The sequence below is a fragment of the Sphingobacterium kitahiroshimense genome (assembly GCF_025961315.1).
GTDB lineage: Bacteria > Bacteroidota > Bacteroidia > Sphingobacteriales > Sphingobacteriaceae > Sphingobacterium > Sphingobacterium anhuiense.
This window is the reverse complement of sequence record NZ_JAOQNK010000001.1, coordinates 4,568,906-4,591,546: the sequence shown is the minus strand read 5'-3', so window position 1 is coordinate 4,591,546 and position 22,641 is coordinate 4,568,906. Positions and strand designations below refer to the sequence as shown.

At 36.3% G+C, this 22,641-nt stretch carries 20 protein-coding genes; 18 read left to right on the top strand and 2 right to left on the bottom strand.

Annotation, left to right across the window (positions count from 1 at the left end; genetic code table 11):
- Window positions 1-56: 56 nt before the first annotated feature.
- Together pth and M2265_RS19900 are read left to right on the top strand one after the other, a co-directional pair.
- Complete coding sequence (pth, locus tag M2265_RS19905) at window positions 57-620, top strand: aminoacyl-tRNA hydrolase (protein WP_021188711.1); 564 nt, start codon at window positions 57-59, stop codon at window positions 618-620.
- A gap of 150 nt (window positions 621-770) precedes the next feature.
- Window positions 771-2,807: a beta-N-acetylhexosaminidase gene (locus M2265_RS19900; RefSeq protein ID WP_132769042.1), complete on the top strand. Its 2,037-nt coding sequence runs from the start codon at window positions 771-773 to the stop codon at window positions 2,805-2,807.
- Between the two features lie 55 nt (window positions 2,808-2,862).
- Here M2265_RS19900 and M2265_RS19895 read toward each other — a convergent pair whose 3' ends face one another.
- Window positions 2,863-4,905: a M56 family metallopeptidase gene (locus M2265_RS19895; protein ID WP_132769044.1), complete on the bottom strand. Its 2,043-nt coding sequence runs from the start codon at window positions 4,903-4,905 to the stop codon at window positions 2,863-2,865.
- Between the two features lie 5 nt (window positions 4,906-4,910).
- Complete coding sequence (locus M2265_RS19890; protein ID WP_021188707.1) at window positions 4,911-5,273, bottom strand: BlaI/MecI/CopY family transcriptional regulator; 363 nt, start codon at window positions 5,271-5,273, stop codon at window positions 4,911-4,913.
- Window positions 5,274-5,725: 452 nt separating this feature from the next.
- On the opposite strand from M2265_RS19890, the gene M2265_RS19885 reads away from it, so the two are divergent.
- The 16 genes from M2265_RS19885 (at window position 5,726) to M2265_RS19810 (ending at window position 22,610) form a co-directional block, all read left to right on the top strand.
- Window positions 5,726-6,631, top strand: a complete 906-nt coding sequence (locus M2265_RS19885; RefSeq protein ID WP_132769046.1) for a LysR family transcriptional regulator — start codon at window positions 5,726-5,728, stop codon at window positions 6,629-6,631.
- A 79-nt stretch (window positions 6,632-6,710) separates the two neighbouring features.
- On the top strand, window positions 6,711-7,691 hold the full coding sequence (locus M2265_RS19880) for a c-type cytochrome (RefSeq protein WP_132769048.1): 981 nt from the start codon (window positions 6,711-6,713) through the stop codon (window positions 7,689-7,691).
- A 3-nt stretch (window positions 7,692-7,694) separates the two neighbouring features.
- The gene (locus M2265_RS19875; RefSeq protein ID WP_021188704.1) at window positions 7,695-8,165 is read left to right on the top strand and encodes a DsrE family protein; all 471 of its coding nucleotides are present in this window, start codon (window positions 7,695-7,697) and stop codon (window positions 8,163-8,165) included.
- A gap of 14 nt (window positions 8,166-8,179) precedes the next feature.
- A complete protein-coding gene (locus M2265_RS19870) occupies window positions 8,180-9,091 on the top strand; it encodes a molybdate ABC transporter substrate-binding protein (RefSeq protein WP_132769049.1) in 912 nt (303 codons plus the stop codon).
- Between the two features lie 329 nt (window positions 9,092-9,420).
- Window positions 9,421-10,707, top strand: coding sequence for a citrate synthase (locus tag M2265_RS19865; protein WP_132769051.1), 1,287 nt, complete (start codon window positions 9,421-9,423; stop codon window positions 10,705-10,707).
- 169 nt (window positions 10,708-10,876) lie between these two features.
- Window positions 10,877-11,950 carry a complex I subunit 1/NuoH family protein gene (locus tag M2265_RS19860; RefSeq protein WP_132769053.1) on the top strand — a complete coding sequence of 358 codons (1,074 nt, stop codon included), beginning with the start codon at window positions 10,877-10,879 and terminating at the stop codon, window positions 11,948-11,950.
- Between the two features lie 15 nt (window positions 11,951-11,965).
- On the top strand, window positions 11,966-12,529 hold the full coding sequence (locus M2265_RS19855; RefSeq protein WP_132769054.1) for a 4Fe-4S binding protein: 564 nt from the start codon (window positions 11,966-11,968) through the stop codon (window positions 12,527-12,529).
- Window positions 12,529-13,077: an NADH-quinone oxidoreductase subunit J gene (locus M2265_RS19850; protein WP_132769056.1), complete on the top strand. Its 549-nt coding sequence runs from the start codon at window positions 12,529-12,531 to the stop codon at window positions 13,075-13,077. Before M2265_RS19855 ends, M2265_RS19850 begins: the two co-directional genes overlap by 1 nt.
- Window positions 13,074-13,379, top strand: coding sequence for an NADH-quinone oxidoreductase subunit NuoK (gene nuoK, locus M2265_RS19845; RefSeq protein ID WP_132769058.1), 306 nt, complete (start codon window positions 13,074-13,076; stop codon window positions 13,377-13,379). Before M2265_RS19850 ends, nuoK begins: the two co-directional genes overlap by 4 nt.
- Before the next feature lie 2 nt (window positions 13,380-13,381).
- The gene (locus tag M2265_RS19840; RefSeq protein ID WP_132769060.1) at window positions 13,382-15,424 is read left to right on the top strand and encodes an NADH-quinone oxidoreductase subunit L; all 2,043 of its coding nucleotides are present in this window, start codon (window positions 13,382-13,384) and stop codon (window positions 15,422-15,424) included.
- A gap of 3 nt (window positions 15,425-15,427) precedes the next feature.
- Window positions 15,428-17,029, top strand: a complete 1,602-nt coding sequence (locus tag M2265_RS19835) for a complex I subunit 4 family protein (RefSeq protein ID WP_132769062.1) — start codon at window positions 15,428-15,430, stop codon at window positions 17,027-17,029.
- A gap of 4 nt (window positions 17,030-17,033) precedes the next feature.
- Window positions 17,034-18,524, top strand: a complete 1,491-nt coding sequence (locus M2265_RS19830; RefSeq protein ID WP_132769064.1) for an NADH-quinone oxidoreductase subunit N — start codon at window positions 17,034-17,036, stop codon at window positions 18,522-18,524.
- Window positions 18,525-18,680: 156 nt separating this feature from the next.
- On the top strand, window positions 18,681-19,286 hold the full coding sequence (locus M2265_RS19825) for a DUF4254 domain-containing protein (RefSeq protein WP_132769066.1): 606 nt from the start codon (window positions 18,681-18,683) through the stop codon (window positions 19,284-19,286).
- A complete protein-coding gene (locus tag M2265_RS19820; RefSeq protein WP_165905854.1) occupies window positions 19,286-20,311 on the top strand; it encodes a glycosyltransferase family 9 protein in 1,026 nt (341 codons plus the stop codon). Before M2265_RS19825 ends, M2265_RS19820 begins: the two co-directional genes overlap by 1 nt.
- Before the next feature lie 80 nt (window positions 20,312-20,391).
- Window positions 20,392-21,510 (top strand): glycosyltransferase family 4 protein, encoded by a 1,119-nt coding sequence (locus M2265_RS19815; RefSeq protein WP_132769069.1) that lies wholly within the window; start codon window positions 20,392-20,394, stop codon window positions 21,508-21,510.
- Entirely contained in the window at window positions 21,507-22,610 is a 1,104-nt protein-coding gene (locus tag M2265_RS19810) for a glycosyltransferase (protein ID WP_132769070.1), read from the top strand. The genes M2265_RS19815 and M2265_RS19810 overlap by 4 nt, the downstream gene beginning before the upstream one ends.
- Window positions 22,611-22,641: the final 31 nt, after the last annotated feature.

The following is a 22,641-nucleotide window of genomic DNA, read 5'->3' as shown; positions in this document are numbered from 1 at the left end:
GAAGAACTATTGTATATGAAAAGGTTTCCTTACTTTTGCAGGCTAAGTATTAAACAATGAATTATCTTATCGTAGGATTGGGCAATATCGGAAGGGAATATGCCGACACACGTCATAATATCGGTTTTATGGTCGCAGATCAACTTGTTAAGGAAGCTAACGCTTCTTTTTCAACGTTAAAACTTGCGTCATATGCGGAGTATAAGCAACGGGGCCATAATGTATATGTAATTAAACCGACTACTTATATGAACTTAAGCGGTAAGGCTATGAATTATTACATGCAACTGCTGAAAGTTCCTATCGAAAATACGCTGGTTATTGTGGATGATCTTGCTATTCCTTTTGGATCTTTACGTATCAAGCCTAAGGGCTCTGCTGCCGGACATAATGGTTTAAAGTCTATTGAAGCACTATGTGGCGGGCAGGCATACCCGCGTCTGCGTTTTGGAATTGGTGATAATTATACCAAAGGCAGACAGGTGGATTATGTGCTTGGGCCATTTGATCCTGAAGAGCAAAAAGAACTGCCACAGCTTATCGATCATGCTGTAAAGATGATCAATAGCTTTGTCAATATCGGTATTGAACTGACCATGACCAATCTGAACACAAAATAAAACAAAGCCGTTAACCTGTTAACGGCTTTGTTTCTTTTATAAAGCGATGCTCAAAAAAGCGCAAACGTTTGATATTCGAAAGCCTGGTTTTAATTTAAAATGATTTTCTACCTTTAAGCAGACTTAAATCAATATAAAACCGACTAAAGCATGTTTTATTTCCAAAAAACAAAGCAGAAATGTCTTACTGTATTAGCCATTTTATTGCTTTCTCATCAGGTAGAGGCCCAGGATTCGCGTTATTCTATTATACCGAAACCAAGTGAGCTAACTGCTCAAAATGGAGCGTTTTCTTTAACCTCCAATACCAAGATATTCATCAATAAGGAAAATCGATCTGAAATACAGGAACTGGCAGGTTTAATAAAAATCGCTACAGGTTTTGATCTTAAAATAGAACCGGAAAATACCCGTAAAAAAGGGATACACTTTGTTTTGGACAAGGGCTTAAAAAACAGCTCGGCAGAAGGATATACCTTGGATATTAAATCGGATAATATCATTGTGAAAGCAAAAACTGCTACGGGTTTGTATTATGCGTCTCAAACACTCAGACAGTTATTACCAAGTACGATTGAAAGCCAATCGGTAGTTAATAATGTTCAGTGGTCTATTCCCAACGTGTCGATAAGTGATATCCCGAGGTACAACTGGCGCGGCTATATGCAAGATGTAAGCCGGACATTTTATAGCGTGGATGTGATCAAAAAATATCTGGATGTAATGGCACTCTATAAACTGAATACTTTTCACTGGCATCTAACTGACGATCAGGGTTGGCGTATAGAGATCAAAAAATATCCTAAACTAACATCTGAAAAAGCAACAATTTTCCACCATACAACTCACCAACCTGCTGAAAGGAGTGGTTTCTACACTCAGGAGCAGATTAACGATGTTGTGGCTTATGCCAAAGCAAGACATATCACGATTGTTCCTGAGATCGATGTTCCGGGACACTCTTGGCCAACAATTTTGGTATATCCGGAACTCGGCGTTAATAATAACAGTTACCCCAATCATGTATTTCCTTTTGTTTCTTCATGGGGATACTGGGGAAATCAATTTACACCGAATACTTTAGACCCAACAAAAGAAGCTGTTTATCAATTTCTTGATGATGTATTTACTGAAGTTACCGCATTATTTCCAGGCCAATACATACATTTCGGTGGTGATGAGGTACGACACGACCTATGGGAAAAGGAACAACACGTGATCGACTTCATGAAAAAGAATAATATTAAAACGGTTACTGAATTACAGAGTTACTTTGTGACCCGCGTCTCTAAAATTATCACGAGTAAAGGTAGAAAACCATTGGGATGGAATGATATCTTGACAGATGTTAAAAATCTACCTAAAGAAACAGCTATTATGAGCTGGCTCGGAGCTGATGCGATCAAAAAGGCTGTAGAAAATGGATTTGAAAGTGTAGCAACGCCAACTGATCCTTTGTATTTTGATATTACACAAGCAGATCGAAATGACGGTACTATGAGTGATCTAGCCTACGGTAATATCAATACGCTTGAAAAAGTATACGAGTATGATCCGAGTAAAGGATTAACTAAAGATGAGGAAAAACTGGTGTTAGGTGTACAGGCTAATCAATGGACTGCATTAACACAAGAACTAAAGGATATGAATATCCATAACTTCCCGCGCTTACTGGCACTAGCTGAGACGGGATGGACAGTGAAGAATAAAAAAGATTTTGCAGATTTTACAGACCGATTGGAAAAACATTATGATCGATTGGACGAACTGAAAGTCGACTACTATAAAAAGGACGGTTTTACGGTAGCTAAATGGAGTCCTGCAACAGTTACTGAAGAGTTTAAAGAAATGACAATTGACGTGACTAAAAAGGTGTATACTACAGGTCGTGTGCAGGCGGGCTTCCTCTTTACAGCAGGTAAAGACTTTTTGGAAATAGATGGTGTCGAACTTTTGGAAAATGGTCAGGTGATCAGTGCAGACAAACATCACGCATTAGCAGATAAATTTAGAGGGACAAATAAGATCAAACCATTCTTCTTCAATTTTGAAGTGAAACAGTACAATCCCAAAGCGAAATACACCGTCAGAGCGCAAGTTAGAAGTGTAGGCGGTACTGATTCAAATGGCAACTTTACTTTTAATCTAAGTCCTTATCAGCCGTTCACAGTAGCTGAACCGAGATAAAAGTTCTTTCACAAAAAATCCTCAAAATTTATGGATTTTGAGGATTTTAATCATTTTATCTAGCTCTTGATTGCATTCTATCGTGTTTAGCTTTACTTATTGCCATAACTAGCCCGTCAGTACCTACATGTTCAAGTTCTTTACCATCCACTTTTATTTTTGACACTTTTTGATTTGGATTAACAATTGAATAGGAATGTATACTATTTTCAGGAATAGATGTGAAATAATTCAAAGAAACCTCCTGATTATCTACCATGTAGGTATATTTTTTAGAAAAATCAATTTCGGACTTCTTTATTTTTCCAGACCCTAGAACCATAACTTCATTAGTTTTAGACTCTTCAGATACCTGATTATTTTTACTTCCAGCCTTGGTGACAATCAAAATTACGCCATTAGCACCTCTAGCACCATAAAGAGCTTGAGCAGAAGCATCTTTTAATACAGTTATACTTTCTATATTATCGGGCTTTATTGTATTGATATCGCCCTCATAGATTTTACCATCAAGTACATATAATGGTGGAAGCTTATTCGATTTACCAAATATAATGCGTACTGAAGTATCTCTTAAAGCTTTTGTTCTAGATCTATCTCTAAGTTCAACAACGCCATTTTTACCTTTTTCGCCATATTGTTGAATTGCATAATCACCAGTACTAAGTGCCTTTATACTTAATTTATTTTCTGGAACTTTATTCACCTCATCCATCGTCACTTCTTTACCATCCAAAAGGATCAATCCAATTTTATCTCCTTTTGTATTAAAAAATCCGGTTTTTGTTTGTTTATAGTCATTCGAAATGGAAGATGCACTCTTTTTTCCCTTAGTTACGATTTCAATAGCACCCTTCTTCCCCCTTTCTCCATATTTTAATAATACAGCTTTATCCTTAAGAATAGTCATCGCTTCAATATTATTTTTGTCTAAGCTTTTAAATGCGTCTGAATCAACTTCCTTCCCATCCACAAAATACAATAAATCTGTAGGTTTAATGTCGAGGCTTGTACCAATATTAGTCTTTGCTCCATGAGCAGTAAACTTTGAGGTATCTGTCTTAATTCCAATAATTGAAACGGCTTCCTCTTTTACATTTATACCGATTACTTTTCCTTTTAACGTATCTTGAACTAAACCCGCTTCTTCAATGGTATTTTTCGCGGACTGAAAAGTGGATACTGCAGGCTCTAGATCAATCTCTTTCGCGGCATCTGTCGCTTGCGTGATCTTAGCCTCTGCTTTATTTAACGTAAAAGCTCCAGCTGTCAATACAAAAATAGGCAACATAAATGCGTACTTTCCGAGCTGTATTTTTGCGGATCGTTTTTTATTCATCATCATTATCCTTCGCTTTAGTGTCTTAAAACTAAACTGATTTCCTAATGTCGCCGACCCGCCACCAGTATTGACACGGAGCAAGCTATACTGGTAGGTCTGTCTATCTACGCCGTTATTGAGTACCTGCTGATCTGTTAGAAATTCCAAATTTTCACGGATTGCCTTTCGCATGAGCCATACAAAAGGATTGAACCAGCTGCTGATTAAAGTAAACTCACTGATCAGGATATCAATAGAATGCAAACCCTTCACATGAATATCTTCATGTTTAAAAATATCCATGAGCTCCGGTTCTGGGTGATGATCTTTGTTAACGTATATTTTATTTAAAAACGAAAAAGGTACAATGGGTATAAAAACATTTCTAAAAAGATAAGATTGCCACTGTGCAGGTTCAGAATAAATATGAATCCGCAATAGGCTGATCATCTGAATTAAGAACCGAATTGATAAAATCGTTACCCCTATGAAAAGTAAAAGGATCAATACATTATTTAAGGTAAAGACCGATTTGTCCACCTCTTGTCCGAGATCCATTGACCAATCCATCGCGATCTCCCCTACGGATGGAATTGGTTTTCTAAACCAAGATTGAATATCTAAGAACGGATAGGTAAATGAAAATAAAATACCTGTAATAAAATACATGCGGTTAAGCAGGTAAAATGTCAGGTTCTTTAATAACAATACATATCCTAAGTATACCACACTTAGTAATACATTAATCTGGATCGCATAATTTAGGATATTTTCCATGATTACTAGCTTTTATTTTCCTTGATCATTTGCATGATTTCTTCCAATTCGGATGCAGACAGCTTTTCTTCTTTCACAAAAAATGTAACCATCTCCTTATATGAATTCTTAAAATAGTCTCCTACGAAAGAGTGCATAAATGTCTCTTTATAATCTTCTTCAGAAATCAACGGTTCGTATCGATTTGCATTTGCATACTTAACTGACTTTACGAATCCCTTTTTTTCTAGATTTTTAACTGTAGAGGCCAATGTCGTATAAGGCATCTTCTCGCCTTTGATATTGTCCAAAATCTCTTTCACAAAACATGCCTTAAGATTCCAAATGGCCTGCATCGCCTGTTCTTCTTGTGCTGTTAACTTTTCCATACCTGATTATTAAACTACTAATTATACACAAGTCTACGAAATAATCGTAATAATTCAAATTAATAATTCTTTTTTTTTATTCTCTGGATTTTCAAATACTATTTCTCCATTGAAAAAAATGAAACACGAAATGCCAAAGCTGTCCTTGCTTATAGTTCAAGAGCATTATTATCAGAATTCAATATTGTGATCAAGTTCAAGATATCCACCTTGTCTAGTAATTCCCGATAAAAGTAAACTGTCAATAGATCTATGGCTGATAAACATGCTTTGACTGGGCCTGAATTAATATTCTAAATCCAAACCATATTCTATCATGCTATTCAAATCTTCAATAAATTTGAAAACAACTTACATTTATAATTGTGACAATTTTGTTAATAGCTAAAAACGCATTCAATTTTTTTTAGATTTGGTTCTATACATTTCATTACGATAAGGGTATTTCATTTATGGATTTCGATTTTAGGTTAAAAGTTTTTTACGTTGCGGCCAATACGCTCAACTTCACAAAAGCGGCATCAGAGCTTTTTATCTCACAGCCAGCTGTAAGTAAAAATATACAGGAGATTGAAAACTCCATTGGTACACCGTTATTTGAACGATTAGGCAACCGGCTTGCCCTTACTCCTGCTGGAAAGATTCTTTATAAACATGCGCAGGTCATTTTGGAACAATACAATCAGGCGACTTATGAAATCAACGAAATAACAGGAAAGCAAAATGGAAATCTCTTCCTGGGAATCAGCACAACGATTTCTCAATATGTAATTCCTAAAATGTTAGTGGAGTTTAACCTCCATTTTCCACAAAATGAAATAAAAGTCACGCAGGCTAATTCAAAACGGGTTGAGCAACTTCTCATCAAGAACGAAATTCATCTGGGGATTACAGAGGGATTGCCAGATAATAGATCATTAAAATTCACACCCTATATCAAAGATGAAATTGTTTTGGTCACCCGCAATACTAATCCTTTATGTAAAGAAGAGAGATTTGTCTTAAATGACATCTATAAATTAGCACTCGTATTCCGGGAACCTGGATCTGGAACTCGTGATATCATCGATTGCAAATTGAAAGAAGCTGGAATTTCGTTACAGCATCTCCATACAGAAATTATTTTATCATCCTCCGAAAGTATTAAAAGGTATCTTAAATACAGTAATACCGCAGCATTTCTTTCGATCCATGCGATACAAGAAGAGCTTAAAAACGGTGATTTAAAAATTATTGAGTTAGAAGATTTTAGCATAGAGCGTTATTTCTACATCACCCATTTGGTTGGAGGACTTGCTGGCCTTCCACTAAAATTCATGAACTTTATTCAACAGCATAAGGGTAAAATCTACTCATAACATTTCGTTATAACAGATAATAATTATGAATTATAACAGCATTCTGTAATAGGGTACATTTGTTTAAAACCTAGTATGAATGGAAGAGGATATTAAAAAAATTAGGAGGAGCAGCAATACCATTATTATCGTGACGAGCATATTATTATGCTTCATTGTTTTATCTGCTTATATGACAAATGCTTTAGCGCATAAATCTCCTGATAAAGAGTCTGAACAGAGCGAAATAATTAACCATGTTGATCAATTAAAACTGACACCTTATGCTGACAATGCCGAAGATAAAATGGCAAGCTATGGTGAAAAACTGATAAGGGAGACTTACAACTATTTTTATGAAAAAGATGGAAGTAAAATTGGTAATCATCTGGCCTGCACCAATTGCCACCTCAATGGCGGAACAAAATCATTTGCGGCTCCCTATGTTGGGCTTACAGGTGTTTTCCCGATTTACATTGGCAGAGAAGATAAAGTGGAATCACTAGAAGAGCGTATCAACGGTTGTTTTGAACGTAGCATGAACGGAAAAGCTATTGATGTGAACAGTACCGAAATGAGGGCAATTGTTACCTATATTAAACATATCAGTAAAGATACGCCAATTGGAAAGCGAATTACTGGGCAGGGATTTGTCAAAGTGACCATTCCGGAAAGAGCTGCCGATCAAAAGAATGGAGCTACTGTCTTTCAACAGCATTGCCAAAGTTGCCATGGTACAAATGGAAAAGGCCAAAAACTTGCTGGAACTAAAGGATATCAATATCCACCTCTATGGGGAAATGATTCCTACAATGATGGTGCAGGAATGGCACGTATGTTAACTGCAATGAAATTTATCAAAGCAAATATGCCTTTAGGTGCTACTCACGACAGTCCAATTTTAACAGATGAACAGGCATTTGATGTGGCTGCTTATATCAATTCTTTTTCTAGACCAATCAAAGCAAATAAGGAAAATGACTATCCTAACTTAGCAAAAAAACCAAAAGACTCACCTTATCCACCTTATAACGACGAGATAAGTGCAATACAACATAAATTCGGTCCTTTTAATTTTTAAAAAATGAATAAAACAATTATGATTATGATCCTTGCTATCTGTAGCATGGGTAAATTAGCGGCACAAACGCAAGAGGAAGCATTGGTGAAAAATGCGTCATTTCAAGGAGCTGTTGCTGAAAAAAAATCGTATCATGCGATCTACCAATTGGATAGCAATGATCCAAAAACAATTGAGAAAGCAATTCGCAACATCAACAATGTGTTGGACGATCCACGATTAAAAGGAAAATTAACGCTTGAACTGATTGCTTTTTCTGGTGGTACTGAGGCATTTTTAAAAAGTACTTCTAAATATGAAGAACAGTTCAAAAAACTAATCGCAAGAGGGGTCCAAGTAGCACAATGTACCAACTCGTTAAAAGAACGTAATCTGACCAAGGAACAACTGTTTGATTTCATCGGTTATGTTCCCAGCGGTAATGGTGAATTGGTGATCAGAGCTCATCAAGGCTGGACAATTGTTAAACCATAATTTGAAAACAAGACATGCAAAAACTCACTAAAACTATACTTGCTTTGTTACTTGGAACTTCATGTTCCTATGCACAAGATCATCAATTTCATCCTCCTTGGAATACCCCTCCTGAATCTGCTGTTAATTTTACGATCCCTGGAATTGACAACATCCCTGATCTTTATGGTGAAATTGAAAATCCACAATTGGTTATTTTCTTTGCCGGAAACCAGTTTATGGTTATCGATGATCTTATCAAAACTTTCAAGAAAGAACATCCACAGTACGAGCGCATATTTGTCGAAACATTACCTCCGGGAATACTGGCAAAACAAATTCAAGGTGGATCACTAACAATCGGTAATTTGAAGATTACGCACACGCCAGATATTTACACTGCGGGTCAAAGACGGATCACAGAGATGGCTGACTATTTTGATCAGACTATTGCTTATGCAACCAACAAACTTACCTTAATGGTTCCAAAGGGTAATCCGAAAAACATCAAATCCTTGAAGGATTTAAAACGTAAGGATGTTCGTATCAGCATGCCGAATCCAGCTTGGGAAGGTGTTGGCGAGCAGATAAAAACCGCTTATCGCAAAGTTGGTGGAGAAGAACTCGTACATACCATTATGGAAGACAAGGTTGCAGATAAATCTACTTATCTCACTAAAATACATCATCGAGAGAGTCCACTTCGAATATTAGAAGGTCAAGCCGATGTTGCTCCAGTATGGTACTCAGAGGCATTTTTTCAAAAAATGATCAATCATCCGGTAGAAAGTATTACCATTCCGGATAATGAAAACATTACGGCGAAATATATGGCTGGTAAATTGAAAAAATCTAAAAATAAACAAGCTGCTAGTGATTTTATGGCTTACCTCCAATCAGATTCTGCAAAAAACATTTATAAAAAATATGGTTTTCAGGTAGATTAAGCTTTAGCATTGCCTAAATTTTGTTTCAGATTTCTGCGTGGAAGAATCAAAAAAGTCTTTCCTTTTATACTCATCGAAGAGGCAAATTGGAAGGGCTTTTTTCGTATTATGTGCATAAGCAACATTATGCTTAAAAAATTAGATTTTTTCCTTATCAGCCAATTGAAAACTTTTGGATAAACAAATGGCGCGTATCAGTAATAACTCAGATTTTTAATTAAAAATAATGTCAAAAATGCTTAGATTATGGCATTATTATTACGAAAACCTAGTATATTAGCCCTCAATTTTATTACATTTGCATAAACACATGATAACATAAGAAGCTTATGTCTGAAACAGCATCTATTATTTTAAATGGTTCGTCATACGAATTTCCAGTTATTACTGGTACAGAAAACGAAAAAGCAGTTGACATCTCAAAATTGAGAGATCAATCTGGATATATTACATTAGATCCAGGTTTTAAAAACACTGGTGCAGCAAAAAGTGCTGTCACTTTCCTTGATGGTGAGACAGGTATTTTAAGATACCGTGGCTACCCTATCGAACAATTAGCTGAAAAATCAACTTTCTTGGAAGTTGCTTATTTATTGATATACGGAGACCTTCCAACAAAAGCAGTTTTAGAACAATTCAGAACGGACATCAAATCACAGATGATGATTCATGAAGACATGAAAAACTTCTTTGCAGGCTTTCCTTCAAAATCCCATCCAATGGGACAATTATCTTGTCTAGTTGGAGCTTTATCAGCATTTTACCCTGAATCTTTAGATCCAAATCCAACACCTGAAGAAGAAGACAAAACAATTATCAATTTATTGGCTAAAATGCCTACGATTGTTTCTTGGATTCAAAAGAAATCTTTAGGTCATCCAGTTGTATATCCTAAAACTAATTTAGGTTATATCGACAACTTCTTAAATATGATCTTTGGTGAAGTCAATCAGGATAAAACTTTTGATCCTGTTGTGATTGATGCAATGCATAAATTATTGATTTTGCATGCTGACCACGAACAGAACTGTTCGACTTCTACAGTACGTATTGTAGGTTCATCAAACGCAAATTTATATGCTTCTATTTCTGCTGGTATCAATGCCCTTTGGGGACCGTTACATGGTGGAGCAAACCAAGCTGTAATTGAAATGCTTGAAGCGATCAAAAATGATGGCGGAGATGCTGAAAAATATTTAGCGAAAGCAAAAGATAAAAATGATCCTTTCCGTTTGATGGGATTCGGTCACCGTGTCTATAAAAACTTCGATCCTCGTGCTAAAATCATTAAAAAAGCATGTGATGATATCTTAGAAAAATTAGGTGTTAATGATCCTGTTTTAGATATCGCTAAAAAATTAGAAGAAGCGGCATTAAATGATCAATACTTCATCGATAGAAAATTATATCCAAATGTTGATTTCTACTCAGGTATTATTTACCGTGCATTAGGATTCAACTCGGAAATGTTTACCGTATTATTTGCTTTAGGTCGTCTTCCGGGATGGATTGCACAATGGAAAGAAATGCGTGAAAACAAAGAACCTATCGGTCGTCCAAGACAAGTATATACTGGTCCGACGGAACGTGATTATGTTGAAATAACACAACGTTAATTCTTAAAATATTTTAATAAAAAAGCATCTTTCGAGATGCTTTTTTTATTTCCATAAACAAATGTCTATTAAACCAGTATATAATTTGTTTTTCCTTCTCTTAATTCATACCTTTTCATTAAATTTGCCTACTAGAATTTCACTTATTAATAATCATTACAAATAAGAATTGTTAGATTTATTCATCCATATCCTTGTTCCTGTTGCTATATTCATGTTTATAGCAGTTTTTACGTTGTTTGCGGTATATGCGGAACGTAAAATTGCAGGCTTTGTTCAAGATAGACTTGGTCCTATGGAAACGGGAAAATATGGATCTCTCCAGACCATAGCAGATATTTTAAAGCTCCTACAAAAGGAATTGATTACTCCGCTACTAGCGGATAAAATTTTATTCCGCATGGCTCCTATTGTTATTTTCGTAGCTGTTTTCACGGGGTTTTCTGTTATGCCATGGTCTAAGGATTTTATCCCAGTCAATACACATACTGGCTTATTCCTAATTATGGCTATAGTCTCCATAGATGCTATTGGTATCTTAATGGCCGGTTGGGGTTCTAACAATAAATTTTCATTGCTTGGTTCTATGCGTGCAATTGCACAAATGGTTTCTTATGAAATTCCTGTAGGATTATCCTTGATCGCAGCCGTAATGCTTACGCAGACGCTAAATCTGAATGATATTGCGACGAATCAAGGTGTATTATCAACAGAAGAAATCAAGTTTTTAGGTATTTGGTCTGTTAAAAATGTCGGTGGTATATTTGCTTGGAATATTTTTCAAGCCCCCCATATGATCGTCACCTATATTATATTTTTTATAGCGACTTTAGCAGAGTGTAACCGTGCTCCTTTTGATATTCCGGAAGCAGAATCAGAACTTGTTGGTGGCTTTCATACCGAATATGGGGGGATACAGTTTGCATTTTTATTTCTAGCTGAATATGCTATGATGTTTCTGGTATCCATGTTGGGTGTAGTTTTATTCTTAGGCGCTTGGAATACACCTCTTCCGAATATTGGCCCATTAAAACTGGCCGACTGGACAACAGGCTTTGGCTGGGGAATATTTTGGACTTTTTCCAAATCCCTCTTTTTAGTTGGGGTTCAGATGTGGATCAGATGGACTTTACCGCGTTTACGTGCAGATCAACTGATGAATTTATGCTGGAAGGTTTTAACACCTCTCGCGTTTTTATGTATGGCTATATCAGCGATATGGAGAATTTTAGTAATTGTTTAATTTGGTTAATTCGATATGATATTCAAAACGGCTTTTCATGCATTAACAACTGCTTTCAAGGGACTATCTTTAACAGTAAAGCATCTGTTTGGTGCTCGAAAGGCACGTCAAGAACTGGATATTACAAAAGATAATTATTTTGATAAACAGGATGGTATTGCAACAGTACAGTATCCGAAAGTCAAAATGCCCATTCCTGAGGTTGCGCGATACCAGCTTGAAGTTGAGATCGACGACTGCATTGTCTGTGATTTATGTGCTAAGGCTTGTCCTGTCGATTGTATCGCTATTGAAGCGATCAAATCTCCGGAAGCAATCGGAAAAACTTCAGATGGTAGTGTTAAACGTCTTTACCCGGCTCAGTTTGATATTGACATGGCAAAGTGTATGTACTGTGGATTATGTACGGTTGTATGTCCAACAGAATGCATCACTATGACGAATCAATATGACCGCAGTTCAACGAAATTAACGGATCTGATTTATGGATTTTCGGATATGACCGACGATCAAGTTGCGCAAAGAAAATCTGAATGGACCAAATTTCAAGCTGAAAAGGAGGCAGCAAAATCAAAATAATGACTTTAGAGCTTTTTTTATTTTATGCTTTTGCACTTTTAGCTGTAGGTTCTGCCCTATTAGTAGTAAGCTTAAAAAATATAGCACGCGCGCTATTTTTATTTTTCGTTGTTTTATTTGCTATGGCCGGACTTTACTTATTTGCTTTAGCAGACTTTGTGGCTATTACGCAAATCATGGTATATGTCGGCGGTGTATTAATCTTACTGCTTTTTGCATTTATGCTTTCTAACAAAGAGCTGTTGCAAGACTTACAGCAAACAACAGGTTCTTTATTCTCCCTACCGACATGGAAGGTGCTACCTGTTGCTCTCGCCTTTTTTGGAGTCATGATTTTTGGCATTCTGGAATGGCAAGAATCTTTCCCAGCTTGGATGGCAACAGCTATCCAAAATAATACGGTTATCAAAAGTACAGACAATAATATTCATCAGTTAGGTATTAAGTTTATGACCCAGTATGTGCTTCCATTTGAAGTTATTTCCATCTTTTTGATGATGGCTTTGATCGGAGCATCACATCTTTCACGAAAGGATTTACAAAAATGATCACCTTAACACACTTTCTAGTTGTCTCGGCCTGTATTTTTTGTATTGGTCTATATGCCGTTCTCGCAAAGAAGAACGCCATTATGATTTTAGTTGGCATTGAATTGATGATCAATGCGGCTATTCTCAATTTTGTAGCTTTCGGAAAATATGATAAAATTAATTATGGGGGTCAAATATTTGCACTGTTTGCAATCGTACTTGCTGCGGCTGCGGTTGCAGTTGGATTGGCCATCATTTTAAATGTATACCGACAATACAGAAGCATTAATCCGGATCAAATTCGTGAATTAAAAGACTAGCATTGAACTATTTATTTGACATATCACCCATTAATACAGCATTGTTTGCTTTGGCAATGCCTTTGCTGGCTTTTCTATATCAGGCTGTTGTTGGTAAAAAAGATCAATCTGGCCTTGTTGGTACAGCGGCGATTATTTTAAGCTTCATCTTTAGTTTAATTACCTTTCTGGATGTCTGGAACGCGATGCCTTTATCATCTGAGATCAGATGGTTTACAATAGGAAATACCACTTTTACAGTTGGTCTATTGCTGAATAACCTCAGCTCTTTGATGCTACTGTTAGTTTCGACAATAGCGGTTCCGGTGCATATTTATTCTAAATCATATATGCACGATGATACCGGCATACATCGTTATTGGATGTATCTCAGTCTATTTTGCTTCGCAATGCTCGGGCTTGTCATCATGAACAATTTACTGCTTATGTATGTGTTCTGGGAACTTGTCGGGTTTGCATCTTATCTATTAATTGGATTCTGGTATACGAAGGATGCTGCCGTGCAAGCAAATAAGAAGGCTTTTTTAGTCAACCGAATCGGTGATTTGGGCTTCTTGATCGGCATAGCGATTGTCTACGCTCAATTTGGATCCCTCAATCTGGTCAATCTATTTGGAAATGATGAACTTATCGCTAATACTAGTATTGAAAACGGCCTATGGATATCTCCACACAATAGTATGGATGCGATCTGGTTGACGATTACTGGCCTTGCATTTTTCTTAGGGGCGATGGCAAAATCAGCCCAATTTCCATTACATGTCTGGTTGCCTGATGCTATGGAGGGGCCTACATCTGTTTCATCTTTAATACATGCTGCGACCATGGTGGCTGCCGGTGTATTTTTAATGAGTACTTTATTTCCTTTATTTAACGAAACAGTGCTTTTGACTATTGCTATCATCGGTACCATCACAGCTACTACTGCTGCATATTTTGCTTTGGGACAATATGACATCAAAAAAATACTTGCTTTTTCGACAATTTCCCAATTGGGTTATATGATGGTTGGAATAGGTATCGGCACTTGGGATGCAGCTATGTTTCATTTATTGACACATGCTTTTTTCAAGTGTTTATTGTTCTTATGTGCTGGGGCTGTTATCCATGAGATGGCACATCTGAAAGCGCATAGCAAGCATGATTTCGACCCACAGGATCTGCGCAATATGGGTGGACTTCGTCACTATATGCCACAAACATTTGTACTGATGACAATAGCTTCCTTGGCACTTGCGGGTTTTCCGTTGACTTCGGGCTATTTATCAAAAGATAGTATCATTATTTCTGCATTCGAATGGGCATCAACAAAAGGAGCTTTGTTTCAGATCGTGCCAGTGACATTGATTATCGTCAGTATTATGACTTCATTTTATATTGGACGTCTAATTTTTAAGGCCTTCTTTTCGGAACTGCGTATCAAAAATCTATTGGGATCATCTATCCATTTGAGTGAATCGCCTAAGCTCATGCTTTGGCCAATGTATTTCCTGGGTATGTGCTGTTTCTTTCCTCTATTTTCGATCAATCCAATTTCCTATCATGACTCCTGGATAATGGATGGATTACTGGTCGATTATCCTTACGAGGCAAATCATCTTGCCCATCTGGTTATTCCTATATTATTAACAGTCGGTGCATTATCGGTGTGGATATTAGGATGGAAATGGTATGCAAAAGGTCAATATCCACTGAATGAAAATAGTCTTGCAAACCGGTTATCCTTGCATCAGGGATATCTGAATTCATTTAATGAAACAATTATTGTCAACAGTATTTTGAAATTAAGTGCTCTTTCCTATTGGTTAGATCGAAATATTGTTGATGGTTTTATACACAGCTTAACAAAATTGATCCAGCAGCTCGCGCATTTGAGTCATTGGCTTGATAAACATATTGTTGATGGTTTAGTTAATGCTATTGGGAAAATCGCCCTTCTATTAGGAAATTTTGTGCGTTCACCCCAAAATGGGAGACTACAGACTTATTTATATTCTGTATTCTTACTTGTTATAGTTGGTTTAATTTATCTTTTATTACGTTAGAAAATGCCTACACTATCCTTATTAATCTTTTTACCTCTACTAGCGACAGCGATTATATTAGCACTTCCTAGTCGATTCAAGGATGCTTATAAATATATTGCCCTTGCTATAACTGCTATTCAGTTTCTACTGGCAGGAATGGCCTACTTTTCGTTTAATCCAACGGCAACAGGTATCAATACACTTGAAGGATATCAATTGGTAGAGCAACTGCCGTGGATCCGCCTAGATCTTGGAACTATTGGTAAACTGGAGATTGACTACCTGCTCGGGGTAGACGGGATTTCTATGCCTTTACTGGTTTTAAGCGCATTTGTGATGTTGATGGCAATTGGTGCTTCCTGGAATATCCAAAAAAGTATGAAAGGATATTTTGCCTTACTTATGCTTCTGAATATGGCAGTCATTGGCATATTCTGTGCTTTAGACTTCTTCTTATTCTATTTATTTTATGAGGTGATGTTACTTCCATTATACTTCCTCATCGGAATCTGGGGTGGCGAGCGAAGAGAATATGCTGCCATGAAGTTTTTTATTTATACCTTGTTCGGTTCTGTTTTCATGCTCTTGGTCATAGTAGGTCTTTACTTCTCGGTGATCAATCCTGTTACAGGTGCTCATACCTTTAGCATGATCCATATGATGAATCCGGACAATTATGTACAAGGTTCTATTTTTGCACTGGATGGTTATCAGGAGATTTTTGGTATATCAGCCCGTCTGATTGGATTTATCGTACTTTTCTTTGCTTTTGCTATTAAAGTTCCTATTGTCCCGCTACATACCTGGTTGCCTGATGCGCACGTGGAAGCTCCGACACCCGTTTCTATTATCCTAGCGGGTATCTTATTAAAGATTGGTGGATATGGTATCATCCGCGTTTGTTTCAGCATCTTCCCTGATGCTGCAGCTACTAGTAATTGGTGGCTGGGTCTTATCGGGGTGATTTCGATCTTATATGGTGCCTTTAATGCATTAGCACAAAAAGATTTGAAAAGAATGATTGCTTATTCTTCTGTATCCCATATGGGATTTGTCCTCTTGGGCTTAGCTTCTTTTACTGCAGAGGGTATTTCGGGAGCAATGTTTCAGATGATTAGTCATGGTTTTCTATCTGCGGCCTTATTTTTCTTGGTCGGTGTTATCTACGACCGTGTACATGACCGTTACATTCCACATTTTAGAGGATTGGCCAGTATTATGCCTAAATATACTGCTTATATAGCTATTGCATTTTTTGCTTCTTTAGGTTTACCTGGTTTCTCTGCATTTATTGCAGAGGCGTTTGTGATTATCGGAACATTTAATTCAGCAAGTTTAGGTACTGGTCTCCCAAGATGGATGGCTATAGCTGGATCTATTGGAATCCTAATGAGTGCGGCCTATCTACTATGGACATTACAAAGAATGTTTTTTGGAGAAACAAGATTAAAAGGTGGAGATTCTTGGCAACAGGCCCTAGTCGATCTTTCCGTTAGGGAACAACTGATCTTGTTCCCGACTTTAGCACTTGCTCTACTTTTAGGAATATGTCCCTTTATTATATTCGACCAAATGAATGCTTCTGTCATCAATTTGGTTTCCTTTATTCAACAGTATAACTAAAAACATGGCCGCATTTGCTTCATCAATTTCGTCAATTTTAGACCATATCATAGTAAGTATCCCTTTATTCAAGCCGGAACTTGCACTCATGATTGCTTTTGTATGCAGTATATTTTGCAGTTTATTTATAGACCGAATTTGGAAACAGAGTTCATTTGCTATTACCATAATCGGTTTATTACTTAGTTTATATTTACTTTTTGATCAGAATAGCCTACTTACTGGTGAATCTGGATTTTTTGAGATGATCAAAATTGATAAATTATCTATTTTATCCCGAATCATCTTATCGCTATCAACTATACTTATAGCTGTATTCATCCAGCAACGTTTTTCAAATCAGATCCGTCCTATTGGTGATCTTTATGCAGTATTTCTCACAGCTACACTAGGACTGCACTTATTAACGATAAGCAGCAACTGGTTGCTGATTTTTATCGCGATTGAAACTTTATCGATCAGCTCGTACGTCATGGTCGGATATTTCTCTAAAACGAAATTTGAGGCTGAAGCGGCAATGAAATATGTTTTATTTGGTTCCATCTGTGCGGCGGTCATGCTGTATGGTCTATCACTTATTTACGGTTTCACGGGAAACTTAAATTTTGATAGCCAGCAACATATCCAGGGACTTATTGAAGCTCCAAAAGTCATGACCTGTATTGCATTTCTGTTTTTACTAACCGGAATTGGTTTTAAATTAAGCTTTGCCCCTTTTCATGTGTGGAGTCCTGATGTTTATCAAGGTGCTCCGACCCCAATAACTGCCTATTTATCAACAGTACCAAAAATTGGAGCACTGGTTCTGTTATCGCGTTTACTGGCGAGCTGGACTGCTAGCCCTTTCTTCTACTCAGAGTTCTTAATCTCCGTTATCATCATCATTGCAATCGCTACAATGCTTATAGGAAATCTAGCCGCATTAAAGCAAAAAGATATTAAAAGAATGATGGCCTATTCTTCGATTGGTCATACTGGTATACTCTTGATGGTGGCTCTTGTTTATATTGACAACGATCCTGATGTTCTATTATTTTATCTGGCAATCTATGCTTTGATGAATATCGCAGTCTTTTTATTTATTGATCAACTGGAACAAGGTCTTGAAAGTACCACTATTGAATCTTATAAAGGTTTGGGTAAAAAATACCCGGTGATATTTGTGAGCTTCTCTATTCTGTTGATCTCACTAATCGGACTTCCTCCTACTGCGGGATTTATCGGAAAACTTCTGGTATTTTCTAAGGTATTTGAACAGTACCAGACGTTAAATGAAATACCTTTATTATTCCTACTTATTGTAGGAGCCTTAACTTCTGTGATCTCGTTATTCTTTTATTTTAAAATTCCACTACTTGCATTTTTAAGAGATAATGACACGGCTATAGCGTTACCTAAGTTCAACAGATTTTTAGTTCTTATAGCTGTTTCGATCAGTATTTTGGTTGTACTCCTCGGAATATATCCAAGTCTGCTTTTAGATTTATTAAAATAGGCATCCCAATTTTCTTTCATCAATTAAGAAGTTCTTTTCGGGTCTAGCGGCTAATACCCTAAAAGCATTTCCTAAAACAGATTCTGGCAAATAAATTTGTTTTAGATATGACGCAATTAAGATTGTAAATAAAACAAATTTATCTAAGTTTGTACTATGATAAGTGCATTAGCTAACACTATTTTTCAACGTGCAATCGCAGATTATCACGTTGAAAACGAAATTGATCAAGTTATTCAAAACCCTTTTGAGTCGTCATCATTGGAACATTTACTGTATATGAAATGTTGGATTGATACCGTACAATGGCATATGGAAGATGTGGTCAGAAATCCTGAAATCGATCCTAAGGTAGGTTTATACTGGAAAAGAAGAATCGATGAATCCAATCAGCATCGTACAGATACTGTGGAATATATAGACAGCTACTATCTATTGAAATTTCAAGATGTTACTCCAAACGAAGATGCTAAAATCAACACAGAAAGTCCTGCTTGGGCAATTGACAGATTGTCGATACTAGCTTTAAAAATCTATCATATGGAGCAAGAGACTTTACGTAATGATGTAGCACCGAGCCATATCGATGCTTGTCAAATTAAATTGAATATTCTTTTAGAACAACGTGTTGATCTCTCTCAGAGTATTGATGAATTGCTTTCTGATATCCAAGCTGGAAAAAAATACATGAAAGTCTATAAACAGATGAAGATGTATAACGATCCAAGTTTAAATCCTGTATTGTATCAAGCATCAAAATAATGTCTTTACCATCCAAAATAATTGTTACGCGCTTCTCTGCCATGGGAGATGTTGCCATGGTTGCTTCAGTCTTGAAGGAATTTGTGCAACAGTACCCTGCTGTAACGATTATTATGGTAACCCGTCCACCTTTTAAGGCTTTTTTTGAAGGTATTCCGAATGTACAATTCCATCCTTTTAATCCCAAAGAACAACATAAGGGTTTAAAAGGTATTGTCAATCTAAAAAGAGAATTAACTTCTTATGGTGCCGATGCAGTTGCTGATCTACATTTTAATTTAAGATCTCGAATTTTAGCAGTTCTTTTTAAAGTATCGGGACTTGTGGTCAAGCAATTGGACAAAGGCCGAAAAGAAAAAAAAGCACTTACCCGATTTCAAAATAAGGTTTTGAAACCGTTAAAACCGACTGTTGAACGTTATGCCGATGTATTTCGTGATCTTGGTTTTAAATTTATATTGCAGAATAAATTAGAGCCTACTAAGTTGGCATTACCCAACTTAGCACATGCTTTATTTTCGGATGATGAAAGCAGAAAAATTGGGATCGCCCCATTTGCACAACACTCCTATAAAGTCTTTCCTCTTCCAAAAATGCAGGAAATAATTGCTTTCTTATCTCAGAACAACTTTGACACATTCATATTTGGCGGAGGGAAATTGGAACAAGCACAAGCTGAAAAATGGCAAGCACTATATCCCAGTGTCCACAGTACAATTGGTCGTTTCAATCTTAAAGAAGAACTTGTTATTATTTCTAATTTAGACTTAATGATCAGTATGGATTCTTCAGGTATGCATATGGCTTCTTTAATGGGTGTTCGTTGCTTGTCCGTGTGGGGTGCTACCCACCCTTTTGCGGGATTTCTTGGTTATGGACAATCCATAGAAGATTGTGTTCAGGTAGAACATCCTAATAGACCAAATTCAATATATGGGAATAAGCCCTGTGATTGTGATGGTAAGGAAGCAATTGATTTAGTCTCTTCGGAAATGATTATTAACAAAATAAAACAAATTATCTAAATTTGAATTTACAGATAATCGAATAATACTTTTACCCACTTTAAGTAACATCTAAAATAAGACAATATACAAGTAATAAAATGTTAAGAATAGGATTTGATGCAAAGCGATTTTTTAATAATCACACAGGGCTAGGGAACTACAGCCGTGATTTAATTCGCATATTACGTGCTAATAATCCTGAGATAGAATACCTCCTTTACACACCACAAACTGGAAAATATCACTATAATAGTCTAGTTCCAGATCATATTATTAAACGTCCCTCTGGCTTTATAAATCGTACCTTACCAAGTAATTGGCGTTCTAACCGTATTGTTAAGGATTTAGAACATGATCAGATTGATATTTATCACGGTCTTTCCGGAGAGATCCCAATAGGTCTAGATAAAACATCCATTAAATCTGTCGTGACAATTCATGATTTGATTTTTATTCGCTATCCTGAACTATATAAAAAGATTGACCGTGCGCTTTACCATAAGAAATTTAAATATGCATGCGAGCATGCAGATCAAATTGTAGCGATAAGTGAACAAACCAAATTAGATATTGTTGATTTTTTTCACATTTCTAAAGACAAGATCAAAGTCATCTACCAAGGATGTCATGAATCATTTAAATCTGTTAAATCGGAAGAAGAAAAGCAAAACTTAATTAAGAAGTTGGGTCTTCCCAACGAATTCATATTGAATGTAGGTACAATCGAGCCTCGTAAAAATGCTTTTTCAATTGTCCAGGCAATTAAAGATAAAGATATTCCTTTAGTTATAGTTGGTAAACAGACTGCTTATGCTAAGGAAATAAGATCGTACGTTGCGGCTCATAATATGGAAAATCGCATAATCTTTTTACAAGGATTGACAATGAATGAATTATCGGTCCTCTATAGCATTGCTAAAATATTTGTTTATCCTTCCATTTTTGAAGGATTTGGAATACCTATCATTGAAGCATTATATAGTGGAACGCCTGTCATCACAACAAATTCCGGCGTTTTTCCTGAAGCTGGAGGACCATTCTCCCACTATATTGATCCGAATGATATAAATCAACTTTCCTTAAGTATAGATAGTATTTTGAATTCACCGGAACGACAGGAGATCATGAGTCAAAAAGGATTAGCGTATGCACAACAGTTCAATGACGAAATATTGGCTGCTCAATGGATGAATCTTTACAAAAAAATTAGTAAATGAGAATAGGTTTTTTTAATTCGATAGAGACGTGGGGCGGAGGTGAGAAATGGCATTTTGAATCTGCAGTACATTTTGCGAAGCTTGGTCATGATGTTTATTTTTTTGGTTCAAAGAACAGTAAATTAGAAACAAAGCTACTTGAATTCCCTGCAATCACATATATTGAAGTCCATTTAACTAATCTTAGTTTTCTAAATCCGGTAAAGAGGTGCTATTTGACTTCGACATTTGAAAAGTTACAGATTGAAGTCGTATTAATCAATAATCCGAGAGATTTAAAAATTGCCGCTTACGCCGCTCATAGTGCAGGAGTTCCTCGTATTATATACCGAAGAGGATCTGCTATTCCTATCAAAAATACATTTCTAAATCAACGTATTTTTGGCAACTATATCACTGATGTGCTAGCAAATTCCTATGCAACTCGAGAAACGATATTAGCAAATAATCCTCAACTGTTTCCAAAAGAAAAAATTAGAGTAATTTACAACCCTATCGATTTTCAAAAATTTGATCAATTAGTTTATAAAAAAATAGTTCCCGATCGCAAAGATGATTCATTAATTATAGGAAATCTAGCAAGACTTGCTCCACAAAAGAATCAGAAGTTTTTAATCGATCTCTCTGTAGAATTAACCAGACTACAGATTAAACATCAGATTTACATTACAGGTAAAGGTGAGCTGGAAAGCGAATTAAAAACTTATAATATAGAAAAGGGTACAGATAAGAATGTTCATTTTCTAGGATTCACAGATTCCCCGAGGAGCTTTTTAGTTGATATTGATATTTTTATATTAAGTTCACTATGGGAGGGTTTTGGATATGTACTAGCAGAGGCTTCTCTAGCAGAAAAGCCCATTATAGCTTTTAACAATAGTAGCAATCCTGAATTAGTAAAGGATAACATCTCTGGCTTTTTAACGGAAGTAAATAGTATTCCACAAATGGTGGAGAAAATCAAAAAACTTCAAGACATTAAGCTTCGAAAAGAAATGGGTATATCAGGCCGGAAATTTATCCTAGAGTCTTTTGATAAAAATATAATCTACAAGAACCTCGAAGATTATATTTTAAAGGGTACGCGCACCCTAAATTAGAAAATTTCGACCGTAGACAATCATTTTTCGG